Source organism: Nocardia sp. NPDC058518 (assembly GCF_042719655.1).
GTDB lineage: Bacteria > Actinomycetota > Actinomycetes > Mycobacteriales > Mycobacteriaceae > Nocardia.
The window spans coordinates 89054-108202 of record NZ_JBHXNJ010000003.1 but is presented as its reverse complement, the minus strand read 5'-3'; the positions used below and the strand labels follow the sequence as shown (position 1 = coordinate 108202).

At 65.6% G+C, this 19149-nt stretch carries 19 protein-coding genes; 4 read left to right on the top strand and 15 right to left on the bottom strand.

The window, feature by feature from the left end; genetic code table 11:
- Positions 1-127 precede the first annotated feature (127 nt).
- The 12 genes from ACFWPX_RS07565 to ACFWPX_RS07510 all read right to left on the bottom strand — a co-directional run bounded on the left by ACFWPX_RS07565 (position 128) and on the right by ACFWPX_RS07510 (position 11120).
- Positions 128-1417 (bottom strand): TetR/AcrR family transcriptional regulator, encoded by a 1290-nt coding sequence (locus ACFWPX_RS07565; protein ID WP_378914347.1) that lies wholly within the window; start codon positions 1415-1417, stop codon positions 128-130.
- 41 nt (positions 1418-1458) lie between these two features.
- On the bottom strand, positions 1459-2007 hold the full coding sequence (locus ACFWPX_RS07560) for a hypothetical protein (protein ID WP_378926673.1): 549 nt from the start codon (positions 2005-2007) through the stop codon (positions 1459-1461).
- A gap of 69 nt (positions 2008-2076) precedes the next feature.
- The gene (locus tag ACFWPX_RS07555) at positions 2077-3261 is read right to left on the bottom strand and encodes an MCE family protein (protein ID WP_378926672.1); all 1185 of its coding nucleotides are present in this window, start codon (positions 3259-3261) and stop codon (positions 2077-2079) included.
- Positions 3258-4370 carry an MCE family protein gene (locus ACFWPX_RS07550; protein ID WP_378926670.1) on the bottom strand — a complete coding sequence of 371 codons (1113 nt, stop codon included), beginning with the start codon at positions 4368-4370 and terminating at the stop codon, positions 3258-3260. Before ACFWPX_RS07550 ends, ACFWPX_RS07555 begins: the two co-directional genes overlap by 4 nt.
- Positions 4367-5467 carry an MCE family protein gene (locus ACFWPX_RS07545; protein ID WP_378926669.1) on the bottom strand — a complete coding sequence of 367 codons (1101 nt, stop codon included), beginning with the start codon at positions 5465-5467 and terminating at the stop codon, positions 4367-4369. The genes ACFWPX_RS07550 and ACFWPX_RS07545 overlap by 4 nt, the downstream gene beginning before the upstream one ends.
- On the bottom strand, positions 5467-6480 hold the full coding sequence (locus tag ACFWPX_RS07540) for an MlaD family protein (protein WP_378926668.1): 1014 nt from the start codon (positions 6478-6480) through the stop codon (positions 5467-5469). The genes ACFWPX_RS07545 and ACFWPX_RS07540 overlap by 1 nt, the downstream gene beginning before the upstream one ends.
- On the bottom strand, positions 6477-7499 hold the full coding sequence (locus ACFWPX_RS07535; RefSeq protein ID WP_378926667.1) for an MCE family protein: 1023 nt from the start codon (positions 7497-7499) through the stop codon (positions 6477-6479). The genes ACFWPX_RS07540 and ACFWPX_RS07535 overlap by 4 nt, the downstream gene beginning before the upstream one ends.
- Positions 7496-8938, bottom strand: a complete 1443-nt coding sequence (locus ACFWPX_RS07530) for an MCE family protein (RefSeq protein WP_378926665.1) — start codon at positions 8936-8938, stop codon at positions 7496-7498. Before ACFWPX_RS07530 ends, ACFWPX_RS07535 begins: the two co-directional genes overlap by 4 nt.
- Before the next feature lie 9 nt (positions 8939-8947).
- Positions 8948-9811 carry an ABC transporter permease gene (locus tag ACFWPX_RS07525; RefSeq protein ID WP_378926664.1) on the bottom strand — a complete coding sequence of 288 codons (864 nt, stop codon included), beginning with the start codon at positions 9809-9811 and terminating at the stop codon, positions 8948-8950.
- Between the two features lies 1 nt (position 9812).
- On the bottom strand, positions 9813-10664 hold the full coding sequence (locus tag ACFWPX_RS07520) for an MlaE family ABC transporter permease (protein WP_378914356.1): 852 nt from the start codon (positions 10662-10664) through the stop codon (positions 9813-9815).
- Positions 10665-10710: 46 nt separating this feature from the next.
- A complete protein-coding gene (locus tag ACFWPX_RS07515; RefSeq protein WP_378914357.1) occupies positions 10711-10896 on the bottom strand; it encodes a hypothetical protein in 186 nt (61 codons plus the stop codon).
- On the bottom strand, positions 10896-11120 hold the full coding sequence (locus ACFWPX_RS07510; RefSeq protein WP_378914358.1) for a hypothetical protein: 225 nt from the start codon (positions 11118-11120) through the stop codon (positions 10896-10898). Before ACFWPX_RS07510 ends, ACFWPX_RS07515 begins: the two co-directional genes overlap by 1 nt.
- A gap of 579 nt (positions 11121-11699) precedes the next feature.
- Between ACFWPX_RS07510 and ACFWPX_RS07505 the strand changes: the two genes are divergently transcribed.
- Positions 11700-12866: a thiolase family protein gene (locus tag ACFWPX_RS07505; RefSeq protein ID WP_378914359.1), complete on the top strand. Its 1167-nt coding sequence runs from the start codon at positions 11700-11702 to the stop codon at positions 12864-12866.
- Between the two features lie 83 nt (positions 12867-12949).
- Here ACFWPX_RS07505 and ACFWPX_RS07500 read toward each other — a convergent pair whose 3' ends face one another.
- Positions 12950-13702 carry an oxygenase MpaB family protein gene (locus ACFWPX_RS07500; RefSeq protein WP_378926663.1) on the bottom strand — a complete coding sequence of 251 codons (753 nt, stop codon included), beginning with the start codon at positions 13700-13702 and terminating at the stop codon, positions 12950-12952.
- Positions 13703-14101: 399 nt separating this feature from the next.
- Between ACFWPX_RS07500 and ACFWPX_RS07495 the strand changes: the two genes are divergently transcribed.
- Positions 14102-15100: an oxygenase MpaB family protein gene (locus ACFWPX_RS07495; protein ID WP_378926662.1), complete on the top strand. Its 999-nt coding sequence runs from the start codon at positions 14102-14104 to the stop codon at positions 15098-15100.
- Between the two features lie 57 nt (positions 15101-15157).
- On the opposite strand, the gene ACFWPX_RS07490 is transcribed toward ACFWPX_RS07495, so the two are convergent.
- Entirely contained in the window at positions 15158-16441 is a 1284-nt protein-coding gene (locus ACFWPX_RS07490) for an MFS transporter (RefSeq protein ID WP_378926660.1), read from the bottom strand.
- Between the two features lie 112 nt (positions 16442-16553).
- Here ACFWPX_RS07490 and ACFWPX_RS07485 point away from each other — a divergent pair, with 112 nt between their 5' ends.
- On the top strand, positions 16554-16913 hold the full coding sequence (locus ACFWPX_RS07485; protein ID WP_378926659.1) for a winged helix-turn-helix transcriptional regulator: 360 nt from the start codon (positions 16554-16556) through the stop codon (positions 16911-16913).
- A 56-nt stretch (positions 16914-16969) separates the two neighbouring features.
- Positions 16970-17440 (top strand): hypothetical protein, encoded by a 471-nt coding sequence (locus tag ACFWPX_RS07480; protein ID WP_378926658.1) that lies wholly within the window; start codon positions 16970-16972, stop codon positions 17438-17440.
- Between the two features lie 166 nt (positions 17441-17606).
- Here ACFWPX_RS07480 and ACFWPX_RS07475 read toward each other — a convergent pair whose 3' ends face one another.
- Positions 17607-19031 (bottom strand): FAD-dependent monooxygenase, encoded by a 1425-nt coding sequence (locus ACFWPX_RS07475; RefSeq protein ID WP_378926655.1) that lies wholly within the window; start codon positions 19029-19031, stop codon positions 17607-17609.
- Positions 19032-19149: the final 118 nt, after the last annotated feature.

The following is a 19149-nucleotide window of genomic DNA, read 5'->3' as shown; positions in this document are numbered from 1 at the left end:
CCGACCCCCCCCCCCCCCCCCAAACAGCCAGACAGCCCGGTCCTCTCCCCCGCCGGGGGCGCGGGGCGCCCGCCCGCGCGCGCGCCCCCCCCCCCCCCCTTTATTGACGGCGCAGGTCGCTCGGTGCCTACCGCGGCAGGGGCTGACCGAGCAGAATAGTCTCCAGCAAACGGATCACAGTCTCCTGCGGACTGATTCCATGGTCGCCGAAGGTGCGCCCGAGGTCGACCACGAGGCTGAAGGCCGCGTGCACGAGGATTCGGGCCTCGCCGATGGACAGCTCCGGCCTTGCCTCCACCACCAACTTCGCCCATTCGGTGATGATCAACTGCTGTAGATGGCGCAGGGTCACCTGATCGGGTTGGTCGACATGGCTGAACTCGGCGTAGTAGACGAAGGTCAGCGCGCGCTCGGCGAACGAACCGGAGACATAGAGCTGGATCAGTGTGCCGAGCGCTTCGGCAGGAGTGTCCGCGGCGGCCATCGCGGGCGCGATCGCTCCCGATACCCGGTCGGCGGCGCGCCGGAACGCGGCTACCAACAGATCGCTCTTGCTGCGGTAGTAGCGGTACACCGCCGATGCGGCCGACAGATCCGCGGCGGCGGCGATATCCTCCATGCTGACATTCGGATAGCCGCGTTCGTGGAACAGCTCGACGGCCTTGCCCAGCAGCAGATCATGCTTGAACGGCTGCGGTTGCGCGCCCTTCGAACCGGCAGGCTTCGTGCGGTCCGGTCCGCTGAGATCAGCGTCGATCAACGTCCAGCTGGTCGTATGGAGCAGCCGGGCGAGAGCCTTCGCCGGTACGGTGGCGTGGTGGTCGCCGATGCTGCTGACCACAGCGAAGATCGAGACTGCGCGCACCGCCCGGTCTCGACCGTTCAACTCGGGTCTTACCTCGCCGATCAGCTTGCGCAGCGTGGTGATGGCCGCGGCGAATTGATCGGTGAACTCCTCGAGATCGACCGGCTCGAGATAGCGGCGCTCCCAGCGGGCCAGCGCCACGGTCGGCCGATTGGCGATGGTCAAGCCGATGACGGCGTCGAGCACATGATCGACGCGCTGGCGTGGCGTCCAGTCGACGGCCTCGCCGGGTAGCTCGACCGCGCCTACCGCAATCCCGGACAATCGCAGAAGTTCCTCCCGGAACAGCGCGTATTTGCTCGGAAAGTGCCGATACAGCGCGGTGGAACTGATATCGAGGCGTCGCGCGATGTCGTCCATGCTGACACCGTGGTATCCGTGCGCGCCGAAGGCGGCGGCCGATTCTGCCGCGATCTGGGCACGACGATTCTTCGGCCTGCGCCTGACTTGGCGAGTCGGCGCATCCGCGGGGGATTCGTCTGCCTGGCTGCTCGTCGTCTTACCCTTTGTTCCGCGCGGGGACAGTGAGTTCCCGATGATCTTGCCTGTCATGCTATCGCCTGGTGGCGCGAGGTCGATCCGCCGGACCGGGGTCATTGGGCGGGAGGCGAGGTCAACGGGGAGTTCACCTTCTCGACGAGCCAGCGGCCGTCGTCATTGTGCAAGTTGAACACCATCGACAGCTGACTCGGCTTGGCCTTGTGCTCGGTGCCCAGGCTGGAGATGGTCGTCCCGATCACCACGATCGCCTCGGCGGAATTCTCGTCGCCGGAGCGCAGCGCGCACTGGGTGTCGGTGACCTTCGAGATGACCTCACCCTGGGTGAGAGCGTCGCGCAGCTCGGTGCTGGTGGATTCGAACTGCTTCTTCCAGTCACCCGTCGCACCCGCGAGGACAGCCTCGAAGTAGGTGTCGAGGCTCTTGCTGTCGTATTCGGCCAGTGCCGGCGCGTAGTGGCACGCGGCCTCGCGGGCCTGCTGTTGGGCCTCGAGGAGCTCGGTGCTGTTCTTGTTCTCCACGAACAGGAACACCGAGGTCGCCACCGAGATACCGAGGACGATCGCGGTGGCGCCGCGCAGGCCGAGGGTCTTGCGATCCATCGCCCACCACCTGGACTCGGCGGAGGTCGTCGCAGCGACCATGTCCGCCGATCCTTCTGATGGTGTTGTGCTGGTGGGTGTTTCGTCGTTGGTCATCGCTTTTCGTGCTCCTTATCTTGGTGCGGGCACCGAGGGCTGGGACAGTTCGTCACCGGTCACGCCGGGCGGCGGTCCCGCACCGTTGTCGGGTCCTGCGGGTCGTGGTGCGTTGGCCGACCCACGGATCTGCAGCGCGGGATTGTCGGTGACGCAGTAGTTGTAGAGCCGCACCCTGGTATCGGCGGTGGCCCGGGTGGGCAGGATCGGAACAGTGTCGTAGTCGCAGGTCGGTCGCGGCCACGGATCGACGAGCGTGAAGAAGGCATTGTCGTGGGCGGGGACCCCGACCGCCTCGGAGAAGCGGCTCAACGTGGGAAACAGCAGCTCGATCGCGGGTTGACGCAATTTGGCCGCCCGGGTGATCGCGACGAAGTTCGTCACCAGGTCCGTGATCGGGTCGTGGGTGCGGGAGATGAAGCCCCCGAGAGTGGCCAGCTGGCCCGGCCCCTCCTGGAGCAGGTGCCGCAATTCGGCATCGGCGGCGGAGAACTGCTGGAACAGGGCGCTACCCGCGTTGGTGAGGGTGCCGAGGTCGGGTTGCGCGTGCGCGGTCGTCGCGGCGATGACCTCGAGATTGCGCAGCAAATGCTCGGTCTGTGGCAGCAGATCGGTGAGACCCGCCATCGCGCGACTGATCCCGGAGATCATGTTGCGCAAGCCGTCCGGTCCGCCCGCGAGCGCTTTGTCGAGCTCGTTGACGATGACATTGAGGCGGTCGGGGTTCAAACCACTGACCAGGCCTGACACGTTCGCCAGCACTGACTGCACCTGCACGGGCACGGCGGTGTCCGCCCGGGCGACGACGGAGCCGTCGCGCAGATACGGTCCGCTATCGGTCTCGGGGCGGAAATCCAGGTACTGCTCACCCGCGGCCGACAAGCGGGCGACAGCGACCGTGCCGCCGACCGGAATCCGGGTGCCCTCCTCGATCTCGGCCACGGCCGCGACCCCGTCACCGGCGACTCGCACGTCATCGACCCGCCCCACCCGAACGCCACGGAAGGTCACATCGCTGCCCACGGTGAGTCCACCCGAGATGGCCAGTTCGACGGTGACGACGTAGCGCGTACTCGTCGGGTCGATCCGCAGGACGGCGCCGCCCAGGTACAGGCTGCCCAGCAGCAGGACGACGACCAAACCGGCATTGGCGACCGCCACGCGACGGCGAACCAGCCACTCCCACAACGGTGAATTCATCGGGGCCCCTCTTGGGTCGGCGCCTGCGGCGTGCTGTTGAGGCGGCCGGTCACCTTGGCGATCACGTCGGTGATGCTGCCGATGAACGCAGGCACATCGGTGCCGTCGGGCCAGCGACTGCCTGCCGGATCGGTGATCGCACCGATATCGAGGTAGGACAGGATCGCTCCGACGGCCAGGGTCGGCCCCTGCATACTGTCCATGACCGAGGGGTAGACCTGGTGGAAGCCCTCGAGCGTGCCGGTGAGGTCATCGCCCATCTGCGCGAACCCGGACATCAGATTCTGGATGCTCTGGAACAGGCTGACGAACTGCGGCCCGTTCGTGGCGCTGAAGTCGCCGAGTGCGTCCATGGTCACCGCCACCTTGTTGATCAGGTCGACTATGGCCTGGTTGTTCTCGGCGAACAGCCCGATCAGTTGCGGGAAGCTGTCGGCCGCGGCGCCGAGTTCGGTTTTGCGCCGAGCCAATTCGCCGGTCAGCACCGACAACCCGGTGAGCGTCGCGTCTAGGTCGCCGGTGCGTGCGTTGAGCGCGGCGATGACCGAGGTCATTTCCCCGATCAGGTGCTGCAGTTGAGGCGCCTTGCCCGCGAAGATGGAATTGAGTTCGGAGGTGACTTCGGCTGCCTGATTGAGTCCGCCGCCGTTGATCAGCATCGACACCGACATCATCAACTGCTCGACCGAGGCGGCCGATGCGGTGTGCTCGGCGCCGATGGTCGCGCCCTCACGCAGCGGCGGCCCGGCGGCCTCGGCGCTCGGCAGAGTCATGGCGACGAAGATGTCACCGAGCGGGGTCGCCTGGCGCAGCTCCACGGTGGTGCCCTGCGGCAGTTGGATGTCGGTGCGGATCAGCATCTCGACATCGGCGAGGAACGAGGTCGTCGAAATTCCGGTGACGACACCGATGTCGGTGCCGCCGATCTTGACGTGGGCGCGATCGGGCAGATTGAGCGCGTCCCGGAAAGTGGCGTGCAAGGTATAGCCGGGCCCACCGATGCCCGGTTCGGGCATCGGCAGTTCGGCCACGGTCATCGAGCAGCCGCTGCTCGATGCGGCCACGGCGGCGGCGCAGAAGGCCGCGGCCAACGTTGTGCGCAGAGTCATTTCGTCAGTCCCAACAGCGCGGCGGTCAGCCCGAAGTCCGGGCCCATATCGGAGATCTTGCCGGTGCGGCAGCCGTCCAGACGCATCTGGACGCGCTCGCAGAACAGCGAGACCACCTCGCTGTCGAGCACGATCTTGTCGAGCAGACCGTGCAGGCGCAGAGCCTGGTGCTCGCGGCTGATCGCATTGTCGAAGTTCTGGAACATCAGCGGGCCGACGTCGATGATCTCGGTCAGATTGCGGGCATTGGCCCGCATCTGGGCGGCGATCGCGACGAACTTGGTGAGCGCGCCCGCGAGCTGATCCTGGTTCTGGCCGACCACCGAGGAGGTATTGGTGATGAAGTCGTCGAGCTGGGTCAGTACCGCCTGCAGACCGGGGGACTGCTGCCCGAACAACGCCACCAGCTCGGTGATGCGACCGCTGAAATCACGGACGGTCTGATCGTTGTCGGCGACGATCTGGGTGATCTCGCCGAGTTCGATGATGGTATTGGCGATCTGATCCTTGTTGGCGAAAGTCAGCTCGAAGGCGGCCGACAGTTCGTCGAGCGTCTCGCGCAACCGGTCACCGTTGCCGTCGAGCAGGGGAAAGAGCACCCGGCTCGCCATGGGCCCGTTCTGGCTGTCGCCCTTCAGCGCCTCGCCCAGCTGATCGAAGTTGGCCAGGATCCGGTCCAGCTCGACCGGTGTCCTGGTGCGAGTCAGCGGAAGATGGGCACCGTCGGCGAGCTCGGGCCCTGAGCCGGTATAGGCCGGGGCGAGCTCGACATGGCGGTTGGTGATCAGCTGTGGCGACACCAGCGCCGCCATCGCATCCGCGGGGATGCGCACGTCGCGGTCGACCGACATCACCACTTCGACGTAGCTGCCGCGCGGTGTCACCGAATCGACGACACCGACCGGCACGCCGAGCACCGAGACCTCGTTGCCCGCATACAGCCCGGCCACGTTTTCGAAGTCGGCGCTGATGCGCTTCTGCTCGCCCAGCACCTGATTACCGAGGCCGGTCAGGCTGTCGGGCAGCAGGGCGCAGCCCGAGGCGAGCGTTGCGGCGAAGCAGACCGCCGCCAGCTTGCTCGTGCGTTTCGTCCTCATCAGTTGCACCCCTGTACGGCCTGCGCGAAGCACAGCCAGTTGTCCGGAAGGATCCACGGTGCCCAGATCTCGCCGTAGGGACCGTTGCCGAGCAGATTGTTGAACTGGCGCAACGTGACCGGGGCGTACTCGTAGATCCGGTCCAGGTTCTCCTTGTTCTTGGTCAGGCCGTCGGCCATCGTGTTGAGGTTGGCGATCAGCGGTCCGAGTTCACCGTTGTTCTCGATGCCCATGTCCTGCAGAAGCCTCGACATGTCGGCGACGTTGTCGAGCAGCTGGGTGAGCAGGGTCTGGCGCTTCTGCACGGCCGCCCCGATCGCTTCGCCTCTGGTGAGCAGCACCAACACACTGTTGCGGTTGTCCGAGACCAGCTGGGAGACCTGATCCATGCTCTCGAGCAGGGTGTCGACCTCGTCGCGCCTACTGTTGATCACCTGGGCGAGCGAGCCGATGCTGTCGAGGGCCTGCACCGCCATGGCGGGTGAATCGCCCAGCTGGGCGCTGAACACATCGAGCGCGGTGCGCAGTTTCGCCGGGTCGATCCGTTCGATCCGCTCGAACGAGGAGGTGTACTTCGGGTCCTGGATGACCTTGCTCAGGTTGTACGGCACTTCGGTGTTGTCGAGCCGGATCCTGTTGTCGGGGAGCTCTTTTCCGTCACCGGGGCGCAGCACGATGTGCAGCCTGCCGAGGATGGTCGACATCTTGATCGCCGCGTGGGCGTTGGCGCCGAGGCGGATGTCCTTGCGGATCCGCAGCGCGACCTCCACCCGGTCGTTGATCAGCTTCACCGCCTTGACCTCACCGACTTCGATGCCGGAGACATCGACTGTCGCGCCCGGCCGCAGTCCGGCGGCCTGGGCGAATTCGGCGTGAACGGTCTTGTCGCCGAGTCGGACCTGATTGAGCAGATTCGAACCGCCGAGCAATACCAGCACCGCGAGGGCCGCGATCAGGCCGAGCCGCAGGTGCTGGTTGTGCCGCAGGAATGCTGGGACGCGTGGTTTGATCATCGGCACACTTCCGATTGTGAGGTGCCGCCGACCTGGGAGAACAAGCCCTCGGGCAGGAGAACGCCCCACAGGGAGACGTCCAGGCGGCAGATGTAGGCATTGCCGTATGTCCCGTATTGGGTGAACCGGGCGACGCCGTTGAGGAAGTCCGGGAATTCGACCGCAGCGCGATCGAGGGCGGCGCCGTTGTAGAGCAGCATCATCACGCCTGTCGTCGCGTTGCGTTGCGCGTCGGCCAGGCCGGGCTTGACCTGTTCGATGAGTGAGACCAAACCGTTCGTCGCTCCCGCCACCCGTTCGACCGAACTCTTCAACGATTCGCCCTCGGTGTAGAGCCCGTCCATCAAACTGCGAGTCTGCGTGATCAGGGTCTCCAGCTCATCGCTGCGGTTGGCCAGACCGGCCATCACCGAGCTGAGATTGCTCAGCACATCGCCGATGATCTGATCGCGTTCGCCGAAGGTGCTGGCCAACTGGGCGGCCTGGGTGATCAGCGCAGCCAACGACACCTCGTTGCCCTGCAGTGCCTGGATGAGAGTTTCCGACAGCGAATTGATCTGGTCGGGCTGGAGCACACTGAACAGTGGTTCGAATCCGGACAGCAGCGCCGAGACATCGAACGAGGGCTCGGTCCGCTCGAGCGGGATCTGCGAGCCGGCGGGGACAACGGTGCCCTCGCCGGTGCCCGGCGCCAGCGCCAGGTAGCGCTGACCGATCAGATTCTGGTATCGCACCAGGGCTTTGGTGGTATCGGTCAGGTGCTGGCGCGCCTCGATCTGGAAGTCGACCCTGGCGAGGTAGTTGTCCGTGAAATCGATCTTGTCGATCCGGCCGACCCGTACGCCCGCCATCCGGACGTCGTCGCCGATGCGCAATCCGAGGACATCGGTGAAGACCGCTGAGTAGCTCGTCGTGTGGCCGGGGACGCTGCGTTGCAGGGTCGACCAGATCGTGTAGGTGAGCAACGTCGCCAATACAGCGAAGAAGCTGAACCCGAGCAGTGCTTTGGTGGATTTCACTGTTGGACACCACCTTCGGTGTCGGGGACGATGGCAATGTTGCCCAGGATCGACCCGAGCAGCAGCAACTGACTGAACGTCGGCTTACCGCCGACCAGTGCCGACACCGCGGCGATGCCGCTCAGCCGAGGCTGCGCCGCCGGGATGGCGGCGGGCGCGGGGTCGTGGGATGCGGCGGGTGCCGTGATCCCCGGAATGGCGGGCAGTCCAGGAATGGCCGGCAGACCCGGGATCGTCGGCAGGCCGGGAACAGTCGGCACGGTGATGCTCGGCAGCGCGGGCAGGCCGGGAATCGTCAGCACCGGTGCGGGTCCGGCGGACTCGAGCCGCTTCGGCAGCATCTGGGCCGGATACTCTTGCGGCGGTGCGACTTCGGGCACGGTCGGCCCACCGCACCGGGGACCGGCCATGTCGCCGTAGTGTGGGCAGTCCTTCGCGGTGTACTGCTGGAACGGTGTGAACGTCACGTCCATGCGCCAGGTCATCTGGTTGCGCGGGCCGAAGTTGAACACCTGCTGCAACTTGCGGAACGAGTTGTTGAGGTTGGCCGCCGTCGACTGCAGCGCGCCGGGATCCTTGGCGATGCCACCGAGCAGCTGGTCCAGGCCCGAGGCCAATTCCTTGCCCGAATCGGGATTGGCGGCGAACAGGGCATTGACGGATTCGACGGTGGAGTTGCCCTGTGTGAGCAGCTCCACCATTTGGGTGCGGTGCTCGTTGAGCGTGCGCGCAGAGGTCACCGAATCGGCCAGTACCCCTACCAGTTCCGGTGCCGACTGGCTCAATGCTGTCGCCGCCTGACCGAAGTTGCCGAGCAGGTGGCCGATTTCGGGGATCTGGTGGATGGTGGTCAGCCAGGTGTCGAGACGCTCCACCGTGGAACCCGGTACGCGGCTGCTCGGATCGAGCGCTGCGGACAGGGTGGCCAGCACTCGGCCGAGCTTCTCGGGCTGGATGGTGTCGAGCACGTCGCGCAGGGTGTTGAGCGTGGTCTGCAGCTGGATCGTGGCCTCGCTGGTGTCCTCGCGGATGGTCGCACCCTCGCGCAGCCCCTCGGCGGTCCCCCCGTTGTCCACGAGCTGGAGCGAGGAGACGCCGAAGATGTTGTCGGGTATGACGCGCACGGTGACCGTGTTGGGAATCGTCTGTGCCAGACCCGGCTTCAGTTCCAAGGTGGCGTGCTGGCGTTCGCCCTTGGCGACCATCTCCACCGAGCCGACCGCGCCGACGAGCATGCCGCGGTACTTCACGTCGGCGCGCTGGGGTAGCCCGTCGCCGGTGCTGGTGAGGTCGGCACCGACTACCACCGTGTCCTCGAACTCGCCGTTGTAGCGCAGTGCGAGCAGATACAGCGCGACCGCGAACGCGGTGATCACCGCCAGTCCCGCGAGCGTGAGCTGCAGGGGTTTGGGGCCGCGGCCGCTGAGATCGAGAATCATTCGATCGACCTATCCCGAGATCCGGAATCCGGGGTCGATGCCCCAGATCGCAAGCGTGAGAAACAGATTGGTGAAGACCATGACGACGATGACCATCTTGATGGCCCGGCCCGCCGCGACGCCGACGCCTTCGGGTCCGCCGGAGGCGACGAAGCCGTAGTAGCACTGGATGAACGCCGCGATGAGGACGAACACCACCACTTTGAAGATCGAGAAGAACACGTCCCCGCCGATCAGGAACTGGAAGAAGTAGTGGTCGTAGGTGCCTGCGGTCGTTCCGCCAAGGAACAGCACCGACAGCTTGGTCGCTATGTAGGCGACCGCGAGGCCGAGTGTGTACAGGGGAATGATGGTGATCGTGGCCGCGATCATCCGGGTGGTCACCAGGTAGGGCAGCGGGCGGATCGCGATGGACTCCAGCGCGTCGATCTCTTCGGAGATCCGCATCGAGCCGAGCTGCGCGGTGAATCGGCAACCGGACTGGATGGCGAAGGCGAGCGTGCCCAGGATCGGCGCGATCTCACGGGTGGTGGCGAAGCCGGAGATAGCGCCGGTCAGCGGTCCCATGGTGAGCAGGTTCAACGCGGTGTAGGACTCGACTCCGACGGTGATGCCGCCGAACGCGCACAGCACGACGACCACGCCCACCGTGCCGCCGCCGACGATGACCGAGCCGTTGCCCCAGCCGACGTCGGCGACCAGACGGGCGACTTCCTTGCGGTAGTGACGCAGCGTGAACGGGATAGCGAGCAGGGCCTGGAAGAACACGATGGCCTGGTGGCCGAGGCGCTGATTGGCTTGGACGGGAATCTTGGCCGTCGCGCTGATTGCGCGGACCGGCCGCAGTGCGGGCGGGATGTACTCGGCGGCCATCTCACACCACCTTCGCGGGGAAGAAGCTGTTGTACAGCTGGGTGACGATGATGTTGGTGGCGAACAGCATCAGGGCCGAGGTGACCACCGCCGAGTTCACCGAGTTCGCGACGCCGCCGGGACCGCCTTTGGTGTGCAGTCCGACGTCGCAGGCGATGATCGCGGTGAGTGCACCGAAGATCGCCGCCTTGAACAGCGCGACCATCAGGTCGTTTGCCACCGCGAACGAGGCGAACGAGCTGATGAACGATCCCGGCGTGCCCTGCTGGGCGTAGACGTTGAACAAGTAGGCGGTCGCGAAGCCGACGAACACGATGAACCCGCACAGCAGCATGCTCACCAGTACCGCGGCGGCCAGTCGTGGGGCGACCAGTCGGCGCACCGGGTCGACGCCCATCACCTTCATCGCGTCGATCTCCTCCCTGATCGTGCGGGAGCCCAGATCGGCGCAGATGGCCGAGCCGACCGCGCCGGCGATCATCAGCGAGGTGACCAGTGGTGCGCCCTGGCGGATGATGCCGAGCCCGGCGACCGCGCCGATGAAGGTGGTGGCGCCGACTTGGTTGACCAGCGCGCCGACCTGGATCGAGACCACCACCGCGACCGGAATCGCGACGAACACGGTGGGCAACGCGGAGACGTTGGCCATGAACGCGCACTGTTTGATGAACTCCTGGAACGGAAACCGCCGTTGCACCAGAGACAGGAACAACTGCGCGATCGTTGCCCGACCGAGTAGGACCTGCCTGCCGAGGGTCTCGATCGACTGTTGGGGATGCCGTCGCCAGAGCCCGGTGGCACTGTCGACGAGTCGTCCGATCTCGGACGGTTCGGTGGCCGGTTGCGGCGTCACGCTGCACCGATCCTTTCTTGCTGCGGGGGAATGTGTTCCCGGCTGCTCAGAGCGAGCTCAGCCAGTGTTCGAGGAGGACGACGAGTGCGCCGACGACCGCCAGACACAGGGCGATGACGCAGAGCAGCGCGATCCACATGCCCACTCGGAGAACAGGATTGACCTGTGTCCGCCCGCCGAGGATCTTGACGATGATCACGATGATGTCGATGACCCATACCAGCGCCATCATCAGGTCATCGTCACATTCGCGAAGACGAGTACGGGCCAGCACACGATCGATCCGAGGAACGAGATGATCAGGTCGGCCCCGTGGAGGTCACGCAGGTGGCTGGTGTGGGTGAATGTCCAGATGACCCCCACCAGTCCGTAGGGGATGCCGATGATGATGAGAGTGCCGAGAAATTCGGACACCTTCATCTCATAGCTGAGAAACCTGTCCAGCCGTCGCAACATGGTGGTACCGGTGTCCTTCCTCGGGACCTTGGACGACGTCAGGCCTGCTGGCCGCCGTCGTTGGCGGAGCGATGTTGTTGTCGATCGTTCTTCTGGGAGTGGTCCCGAAGAGCGAGCGAGTTCCCCTGAGTCGTGCGAGAAGTACTGAGACTTCTGCTGATCGAGAGGCCGACATCGAAGATCAAGTTACTACTCATTCTCATCACTGTGATGAGAATTACCGGTAACATATCTCATAGATTCGGGATTGCCTATAGGGCGCCGAATCGAGTGCCGTCGCAGGTCGCGCCCGCGGCGCCCTTCTCGCCGGTCGCCCGCCTGCGAGTCGGCGCGGGCTGTTGCGAGGGGAGGGGTCATCGCAACGGCACCGGACGCCGCTGAGGGGTGCGTGCCGGTGCCGATGCGGCCCGCGCATCATGCCCCCAACTCGTGATGCTGCGGAATCGACAGTAACATAAATCGGCAATGCGGGACCATGGAAACCGTTTAGTTGGCTACCATCTGATGGCAAGTGATAAGAATGGGCATTAACTTACGTGATGGATGTCGCCGCGTGGCCGGCGACCGTGCAGGAGGTTCATGATGTCAGCTGTCATCATCGATGTGGTTCGTACACCGTCGGGTCGAGGTAAGTCCGGCGGAGGGCTGTCGTCGGTGCATCCGGCCACCCTGCTGGCCGGTGTGCTGGCAGAATTGGTCGCGCGCACCGGGATCGATCCGGTCCTCGTCGACGACGTGATCGGCGGCTGCGTCACCCAGAGCGGTGAACAGGCCAACAACATCACCAGGACCGCGGTGCTGGCGGCGGGCTTCCCGGAGTCGGTACCTGCCACCACGGTTGATCGACAGTGTGGTTCGAGCCAGCAAGCCGTGCATTTCGCCGCCCAGGGTGTGCTCGCCGGTGCGTACGACGTGGCGATTGCCTGCGGCGTCGAGTCGATGAGCCGCACGCCGATGTTCTCCAACACCCAGGGCAAAGACTCGCTGCGTGGCCCACTCGCCGCTCGCTATCCGGCCGGCCTGATCGGGCAGGGGATCGCGGCCGAGATCATCGCTGCCCGCTGGAAACTGGACCGCGCGGTCCTCGACGAGTTCGCGGCCCGCTCGCATCGACTGGCCGCTGCCACCGCGGCATCTGGCGGGTTCGATGCCGAGCTCGTTGCCGCTGGAGACCTCGATGCCGACGAGACGATCCGCACCGGCACTACTGTTGAAGGTTTGGCAGGCCTGCGCCCTGCCTTCACCGATCCCGCTCTCCTCGACCGGTTTCCGGAGATCAACTGGTCGGTGACCGCGGGCAACTCCTCGCCGCTCACCGACGGTGCGTCGGCGGCGCTCATCATGAGCGAGGCGATGGCGGCGAAGCTGGGGTTGACCCCCCGCGCCCGCTTCCACTCCTTCGCTGTTGTCGGCGACGATCCGACGCTCATGCTCACCGCCGTGGTCCCGGCGACGCGCAAGGCGCTCGACCGGGTCTCCCTGACTGTGGACGACATCGATACCTTCGAGGTGAACGAGGCGTTCGCCCCGGTTCCGCTCGTCTGGCAACACGAGCTCGGCGCCGACCCGGCCAAGGTGAATCCGCGTGGCGGCGCGATCGCGCTCGGGCACCCGCTCGGGGGCTCCGGAACCCGGTTGCTCGCGACGATGGTCAACCATCTCGAACAGACCGGCGGTCGTTACGGGCTCCAGACCATGTGCGAGGCAGGTGGACTGGCCAACGCCACGATCATCGAACGTCTCTGAGAACGCGTCGGTGGACGCCCCGCCCGCCGGACACGACATGAGGTCGGCGGGCGGGGTCGTCGCGGTGTGTCGCAGATCGAGTGTCAGAGCCCGGCCTGGCTCACGAAGCGGACTCGACGCGGAACCGTCGCGAACCCTGCTCGGGTCATCGCGGCAACGGCACGCAATGCGGCGTCATCCGAATCGCGCTGTCGCACACCGAGAAGGTGCGCGGCACGCTCGTGCTGCATTGCCCGTACCGCCGCGGTGGGCAGGCGCCGGACGATCCAGGCGTCGGGGCGCAGGACCTGATCGGCCAGTTCTGTTGCCGCCGGGCTCTTTCGGAGATTCCGCGTGCACGCGTCGGCGAAGTACTCGGTGAACTCGGGCCAGGTGGGCGCTAGATTCCGATCGCTGATTCCGTAGCCGCGGTACCAATCACAACATTGCTGGTAGAGCTGTACGCGGGCCTGCTCCGACAACGGTGGGCCGAACACGTCGGCCGCCGTCATGAGGGTCTCGACGTAGGTGGCGTGCTGGAAGAGGAAGACGTCGGGGTTGAGGGCGTGATAGCGACGGCCGAGGTCGTCGGTTCCCTTGACGTGTTCGTGGGCGAAACGTATCGCGGAGGCGGTGTCGCGGCCGGCGCAAGCCAGGTAGATCATCTGCAGAACGGCGCGCTTCTTGTGCTCCCACAGGCGAGTCGACGCGTGCTCGACCAGTGCGGGTGCGATCGACGGGTGCAGGATCTGCAGTCCGACTGCTCGCGGCAGCATCAGCAGAAAACGTCGATCACCCAGATGCCTGCGCAGGAGTGGACCTGCCGAAGATCCGGTCTGGGATGCCGCGGACTTCATCGCGGGCGGACTCCTTCCATCTGGGGTGGGCCACAAGACTCGCGGCAGTGGGGGCAAAGGGCCTGGACATCCCGTGCCGCGAGCCTTGTGCTCCGGGAGTGAACTCCCGGAATGCCGCCTGTCGGCGGCGGTCCTGTCCACCACGGCGCCGCAGAGCATGCCCGCTCCGCAACCATTGATGAATGGATATCAACTTAGTGATCGCGAGTAGGGCTGTCAATCACCTGTGAAACCGATCGTCTGGTTCCTGAAAATATCTCTCTATGTGAGGAATGGGCAGTAACATATCGAGGGTGTCGAGGTCCGCTTGGCACCGAACCGCGCTCGCGAGGTACGCCGGGCTGCTGTGCATCGCCTCGGCTGCTCGGTCGCGCGGTACATCTCCGGGAAAGGATGACGATGAGCACGGCAATCAGGCCTGGCGAACCCAATTACGTCGACCCACACAGTGATTCCTACGTCGACGAAGGTGCCGGACCCGCGTGGCGTCGGTCGGCCACCCCGGCGGTGGAACCCGCTGCGGCCGAGCGTGCGCTGACGCTCGATCGGGTTCGCCTCCATATTCCCGACACCCACCGGTCTCCACGCAAACGGCCCGCCCGGTTGGCCGATGCCCTGGACTTCTGGATGTTCGCGGGTGCCGCCGCGAACGTGGCGATGCAGTTCGCCCACCAGGGAGTCGCGGCGGGTGTGATGGAGAGTCCGGTCGAATCCGGTGCGCTCATGGTGCATCCGTGGAAGCGGTTGCGGACCACCTCCGCCTACCTCGCGGTGGCTGTTCTGGGCACCGACGAGGACAAGTCGGCGATGCGTGAGGCGGTCAATGTCGCGCACCGCCAGGTCAGGTCGCGCCCGGATTCGAAGGTGAAGTACAACGCCTTCGACCGGAACTTGCAGATGTACGTGGCCGCGGCGATCTACATCGGTTTCGAGGACACCCATCAACTGCTGTGCGGCAAGATGACCGACGACGAACTCGAGGCGTTCTTCGAGGGCTCGGATACCTTCGGCACCACCCTGCAGGTACACCCCGACATGTGGCCCAAGACGCGGGCCGAGTTCGATGAGTACTGGCTGGAGGCGTGCAAGCAGGTGGTGTGCGACGACGGATTCCGCGCCTATATAGACGATCTGCTGCACCTGCGGATGATCCACTGGTCCATCCGGGTGGTGTTCGGCAGCCTCCTGCGGTTCTTGACGGCGGGCTTTTTGCCACCGCATTTCCGTGAGCAGATGGCGATCGAATGGAGCACGGCGGATCAGCGCCGATTCGAGCACCTGTTCCAGTTCGTCGGCTTCGTCAACCGCTTCATCCCGAAGTTCATCAGGTTCGCCGGCACCAATGCGATGATGCGCGATGTGCGCAGCCGTATCAGCAAGCACCGGGCCCTTATCTGATCGAACGGGGCCGATGGTTTCGACGACCGCGGCGAGTGAGGTCATGAACGCCATGACTCATCTGATTCGGGAGCCGGTGGTTCCGAGGGCGGCGGCGGTGAGGCAGGCGAGGGCGGCGGTGATCCAGAGGGGAGTGTAGGAGCCGTTGATGTCGCGGATCAGGCCGCCGGTGAGGGCCATCGCGCCCGCGCCGAGTTGGTGGAAGACGCTGATCCAGCCGAAGGTGAGGGCGCTGTCGGCGCCGAAGTAGTGGCGGCACAGGGTCAGTGTCGGTGGCACTGTCGCGACGTCGAGGATGCCGAATACCACGGCGAAGACGACAAGGTCGGGGGACAACCCGCTGGTGAACAGAACCGGAAGGAGGGCGAGCGACACGCCACGGCCGAGGAAGAACACGGCCAGTAGCAGGCGCGGTTCGATCCGGTCGGTGAGCCAGCCCGCCGAGACTGTGCCGAGAATGTTGGCGACACCGATGATGGCCAGCAGGCCCGACGCGGCGGTGGCGGCCATCCCGTGATCGTGGGCGGCGGGCGTGAAGTGGCTCCACATCAGCCCGTTCGTGGTCGCCCCGCACAGCGCGAACATCGAGGCCAGGACCCAGAATCGGGTATCACGCAAGGCGCTGCGCATGGCGGTGATGGTGCGGGCGAACGGGTTGATCCGGCGATCCGCGCCGACCGTTTCGCTGCCCGGATCCGCGCCGTACCGGACGGTGCCGACCGCGGCGGGGCTTTCGCGCAGGAAGAGCAGGACGGCGAGTAGCGCCACCGTGGCCAGGGCGCCGCACACGAGAACGGGCGCGCGCCAGTCGGCGCGCCCGAGTAGCACCGACAGCAGGGGCAGCATCGCGAACTGTCCGAATACGCTTGCCGCGGTGAGCAATCCGGTGGCGAGACCGATCTTGCGGTAGAACCACCGGTTCGCCACAGTCGCGGCGAACACCGTGGTGATCGACCCGGTCCCGACACCGATGGCGAAGCCGAACCACAGCACGAACCAGAACACCGACGGGGTGAAGAGCGCGGTGAGAACCGAACTCGCGATCAGCGTGATCAGCGCGTACGACGTGACGCGGCGGATGCCGTAGCGGTCCATCATGGCCGCCGCGAACGGCCCGACCGCCCCGTAGAGGACCATGTTCACCGCCACCGCGGCACCGATCCCGGTGCGACTCCACCCCTTCGTCTCGACCAGCGGTTCGGTGATCAGGCCCGCGATCGTGGCGAAGCTTCCCGCCGCGACTAGCGCGAGAGCAGTCACGGCCACGATCGTCCACGCCGGGTGAAAACGGGGCGCCCGCCCGATCGCGCGCTGGTCGATATCGACTTCGGAAATACTCACCGGAATCCTTCGCGTTGCTCGACGTCCTTACGCTCGTTTCTATCAACCACCGGTCGGGATCGACAGTATGCACAATCTTGTCCATATGGACGAATTGGATACCATCGAGCGTATGACTACCGAGGTCGAAGTCCGGGCACCGATCGTGCGAGCGATGCGTAGCTGCCCCGTCGAAGTGAGCATCGCCGTACTCGGCGGCGCCTGGAAGATGACGATCGTCAAATACCTCCTCGACGAGCCCCTGCGCTACGGCGAATTGCGCCGCAAGGTCGGCGAGGTGACCCCACGGGTCCTCACCCGCCAGCTGCGCGAGCTGGAACAAGACGGCATCGTCAGCAGACACGCATTCCCCGAAGTCCCACCACGGGTGGAGTATTCGCTCACACCGACCGGGAAAGCGTTGCGCGGCTTCGTCACCGAGTTGAACCAGTGGGGTGCGGAATACGTCGAGAGCCTGGCCGGACCGGAGTAGAGCCCGGCTATCCGCGGATCCGCTCAACTGTTTGATCGATCCGGCATCATGGCGCAATGCGAATCAGCATCACCGGGCACATGAACCTCGCCGCCGACACGGTCCCGATCGTTCGCGAGGCGATCGCCGACCTGATCGCCGACACGCCGAATCTGGTCGGCATTTCCTGTCTCGCCCGCGGCGCCGACAGCATCTTCGCCGAAGCGATCCTCGACGCGGGTGGACACCTCGAGGTGGTGTTGCCCTCGCGCGACTACCGCGAGGCGAAGGTGCCGCCGGACCACCTGGCGCAGTTCGACGCGCTGGTCGACCGGGCGACGACGGTTCGGGTGATGGACTTCGACACCGCTGGCCACGATGCGTACGAGGCCGCCAACGAGGTCCTCATCGGCGAGGCCGATCGGATGATCGCAGTGTGGGACGGGAAGGAAGGCCGGCGCGCCGGTACCGGGACGGTCGTCGTTTCGGCGCGTGAGCGGGGACTTCAGGTCGATGTGGTGTGGCCGAACGGTGCTGAGCGCACTTGAGGATCAGCGTGCTCGGTGTGGACGGGTCGAGATTCCCGCTTCCGGCAACCGTGGACAACGGTCGCGCTGGACGAGGCTGGCGTCGCGATCGACCATGCGCTGATTGTCGACATGCCTGAGGATGCGCTGAGCGTGGTCATCGTCCGCGCCTGTTGCACCGGTGAAATCAGTTGGTGGGCTCGCCGAACCACTGGGAGAGGTGGGTGTTCAGGTCTTGCTGGTGCTCGCCGATCCAGGCGATGTGGCCGTCGGGGCGCAGCAGCAGCGTTGGAACATCGAGTGCCGCAGTGGGATCGGTGATGAGGTCGACCCGGTCGGACCAGCCGTCGACGGTCAGGCGTTCGGTGCGGTCGAGTACCAGGCCGCGGCCCTGATATAGGTGCTTGTAGAGGCGGCCCTGTTTCAGGTCGAGGTCGGGCAGGCGGCGGCCGAGCAGGGCGGGGCCCGCGCCGAAGTCGTAGCGGATGTCGATCGCGGTGATCTTCTCGATCAGAGAGCGATTCACCTCATCGATGTCCATCAGGTCGGTGAGCAGCCTGCGCACGGCCTGCGGGCCCGGTTCGGTGGACGACAGTTCCACCTGGGCGCGAGTGTTGTCCAGGACGTCCGCGGCGACCGGATGACGTTCGGCTTGGTAGGTGTCCAGCAATGTTTCCGGCGCCCAGCCGTGGATCTGTGCGGCGAGTTTCCAGCCGAGGTTGACTGCGTCCTGAATGCCCAGATTCATGCCCTGACCGCCTGCGGGCGGGTGGATGTGCGCCGCATCGCCTGCCAGCAGCACCCGACCGACCCGATAGCGCTCGGCCAGCCGGGTGGCATCGCCGAAGCGGGACAGCCAGCGGGGGGAGTGCACGCCGAAATCGGTTCCGGCGACAGCGCGCAACTGTTGTGCGAAATCCTCGAGGGCGGGTGGTTCCGTGCGATCCTCGCTGACTCCCGCGGCGGGGATCACGACGCTGTAGACCCCTTCGCCGAAGGGCCTGAGGCTGAATCGCTTGTCGCCGATCTCGGTCACCTTGGCGGCGACCTCCTCCTGCGGCACACCCACTTCCATCTCGCCCATCAGTGTCTCGGTCCGCGAGGGTTCGCCGGGGAAGCCGACGCCGAGCAGCTTGCGCACCGTGCTGCGCGCGCCGTCACAGCCGACGAGGTACCGCGACCGCAGCCGCTCCCCGTCGGCGAGCTCGACTGTCACACCCTCGTCGTCCTGCTCGAAACCGGCCACCGCACAACCGCTCCGGACCTGTGCACCCAGGTCGATCGCATGTTCTTCGAGCAGATGATTGATGATCGGCTGCGGGATACCCAGCTGATAGGCGTACGCGGAATCCAAGCCCTCGGGCGTGGGTTTGGCGATCGCGGCGAAGACGCCGCCGACCGGACGCTGTCGTCCGCGTTCGAGAATGCGATCGAGCAGTCCGCGCATCGCCATCAGTTCGAGGCTGCGAATATGCAGGCTGACGATGCGCACGAACGACGCCACGGGCTCGGGTTCCTTCTCGAGAACGAGCACCCGCACATCGTGCAGCCGTAGTTCGGCGGCCAGCATCGCACCGGTCGGCCCACACCCGGCAATGATCACATCGAACATGAACCACCCATTCGCCCAATTTCGCCCATCCAGTCGCCGCGCCCCAGCGCCGCCGCGTGTGCATGCGTCTCGACGATTCGGGATTTCCACAGGTCCTGGCCTCGGTCGCCCATTGTGT

What these genes read in the sequence shown, in the direction of transcription:
- ACFWPX_RS07565 (WP_378914347.1), bottom strand. Translation starts at nt 1,417, where the DNA reads ATGACAGGCAAGATCATCGGGAACTCACTGTCCCCGCGCGGAACAAAG.
- ACFWPX_RS07560 (WP_378926673.1), bottom strand. Translation starts at nt 2,007, where the DNA reads ATGGTCGCTGCGACGACCTCCGCCGAGTCCAGGTGGTGGGCGATGGAT.
- ACFWPX_RS07555 (WP_378926672.1), bottom strand. Translation starts at nt 3,261, where the DNA reads ATGAATTCACCGTTGTGGGAGTGGCTGGTTCGCCGTCGCGTGGCGGTC.
- ACFWPX_RS07550 (WP_378926670.1), bottom strand. Translation starts at nt 4,370, where the DNA reads ATGACTCTGCGCACAACGTTGGCCGCGGCCTTCTGCGCCGCCGCCGTG.
- ACFWPX_RS07545 (WP_378926669.1), bottom strand. Translation starts at nt 5,467, where the DNA reads ATGAGGACGAAACGCACGAGCAAGCTGGCGGCGGTCTGCTTCGCCGCA.
- ACFWPX_RS07540 (WP_378926668.1), bottom strand. Translation starts at nt 6,480, where the DNA reads ATGATCAAACCACGCGTCCCAGCATTCCTGCGGCACAACCAGCACCTG.
- ACFWPX_RS07530 (WP_378926665.1), bottom strand. Translation starts at nt 8,938, where the DNA reads ATGATTCTCGATCTCAGCGGCCGCGGCCCCAAACCCCTGCAGCTCACG.
- ACFWPX_RS07525 (WP_378926664.1), bottom strand. Translation starts at nt 9,811, where the DNA reads ATGGCCGCCGAGTACATCCCGCCCGCACTGCGGCCGGTCCGCGCAATC.
- ACFWPX_RS07515 (WP_378914357.1), bottom strand. Translation starts at nt 10,896, where the DNA reads ATGATGGCGCTGGTATGGGTCATCGACATCATCGTGATCATCGTCAAG.
- ACFWPX_RS07510 (WP_378914358.1), bottom strand. Translation starts at nt 11,120, where the DNA reads ATGTTGCGACGGCTGGACAGGTTTCTCAGCTATGAGATGAAGGTGTCC.
- ACFWPX_RS07505 (WP_378914359.1), top strand. Translation starts at nt 11,700, where the DNA reads ATGATGTCAGCTGTCATCATCGATGTGGTTCGTACACCGTCGGGTCGA.
- ACFWPX_RS07500 (WP_378926663.1), bottom strand. Translation starts at nt 13,702, where the DNA reads ATGAAGTCCGCGGCATCCCAGACCGGATCTTCGGCAGGTCCACTCCTG.
- ACFWPX_RS07495 (WP_378926662.1), top strand. Translation starts at nt 14,102, where the DNA reads ATGAGCACGGCAATCAGGCCTGGCGAACCCAATTACGTCGACCCACAC.
- ACFWPX_RS07485 (WP_378926659.1), top strand. Translation starts at nt 16,554, where the DNA reads ATGACTACCGAGGTCGAAGTCCGGGCACCGATCGTGCGAGCGATGCGT.
- ACFWPX_RS07480 (WP_378926658.1), top strand. Translation starts at nt 16,970, where the DNA reads ATGCGAATCAGCATCACCGGGCACATGAACCTCGCCGCCGACACGGTC.
- ACFWPX_RS07475 (WP_378926655.1), bottom strand. Translation starts at nt 19,031, where the DNA reads ATGTTCGATGTGATCATTGCCGGGTGTGGGCCGACCGGTGCGATGCTG.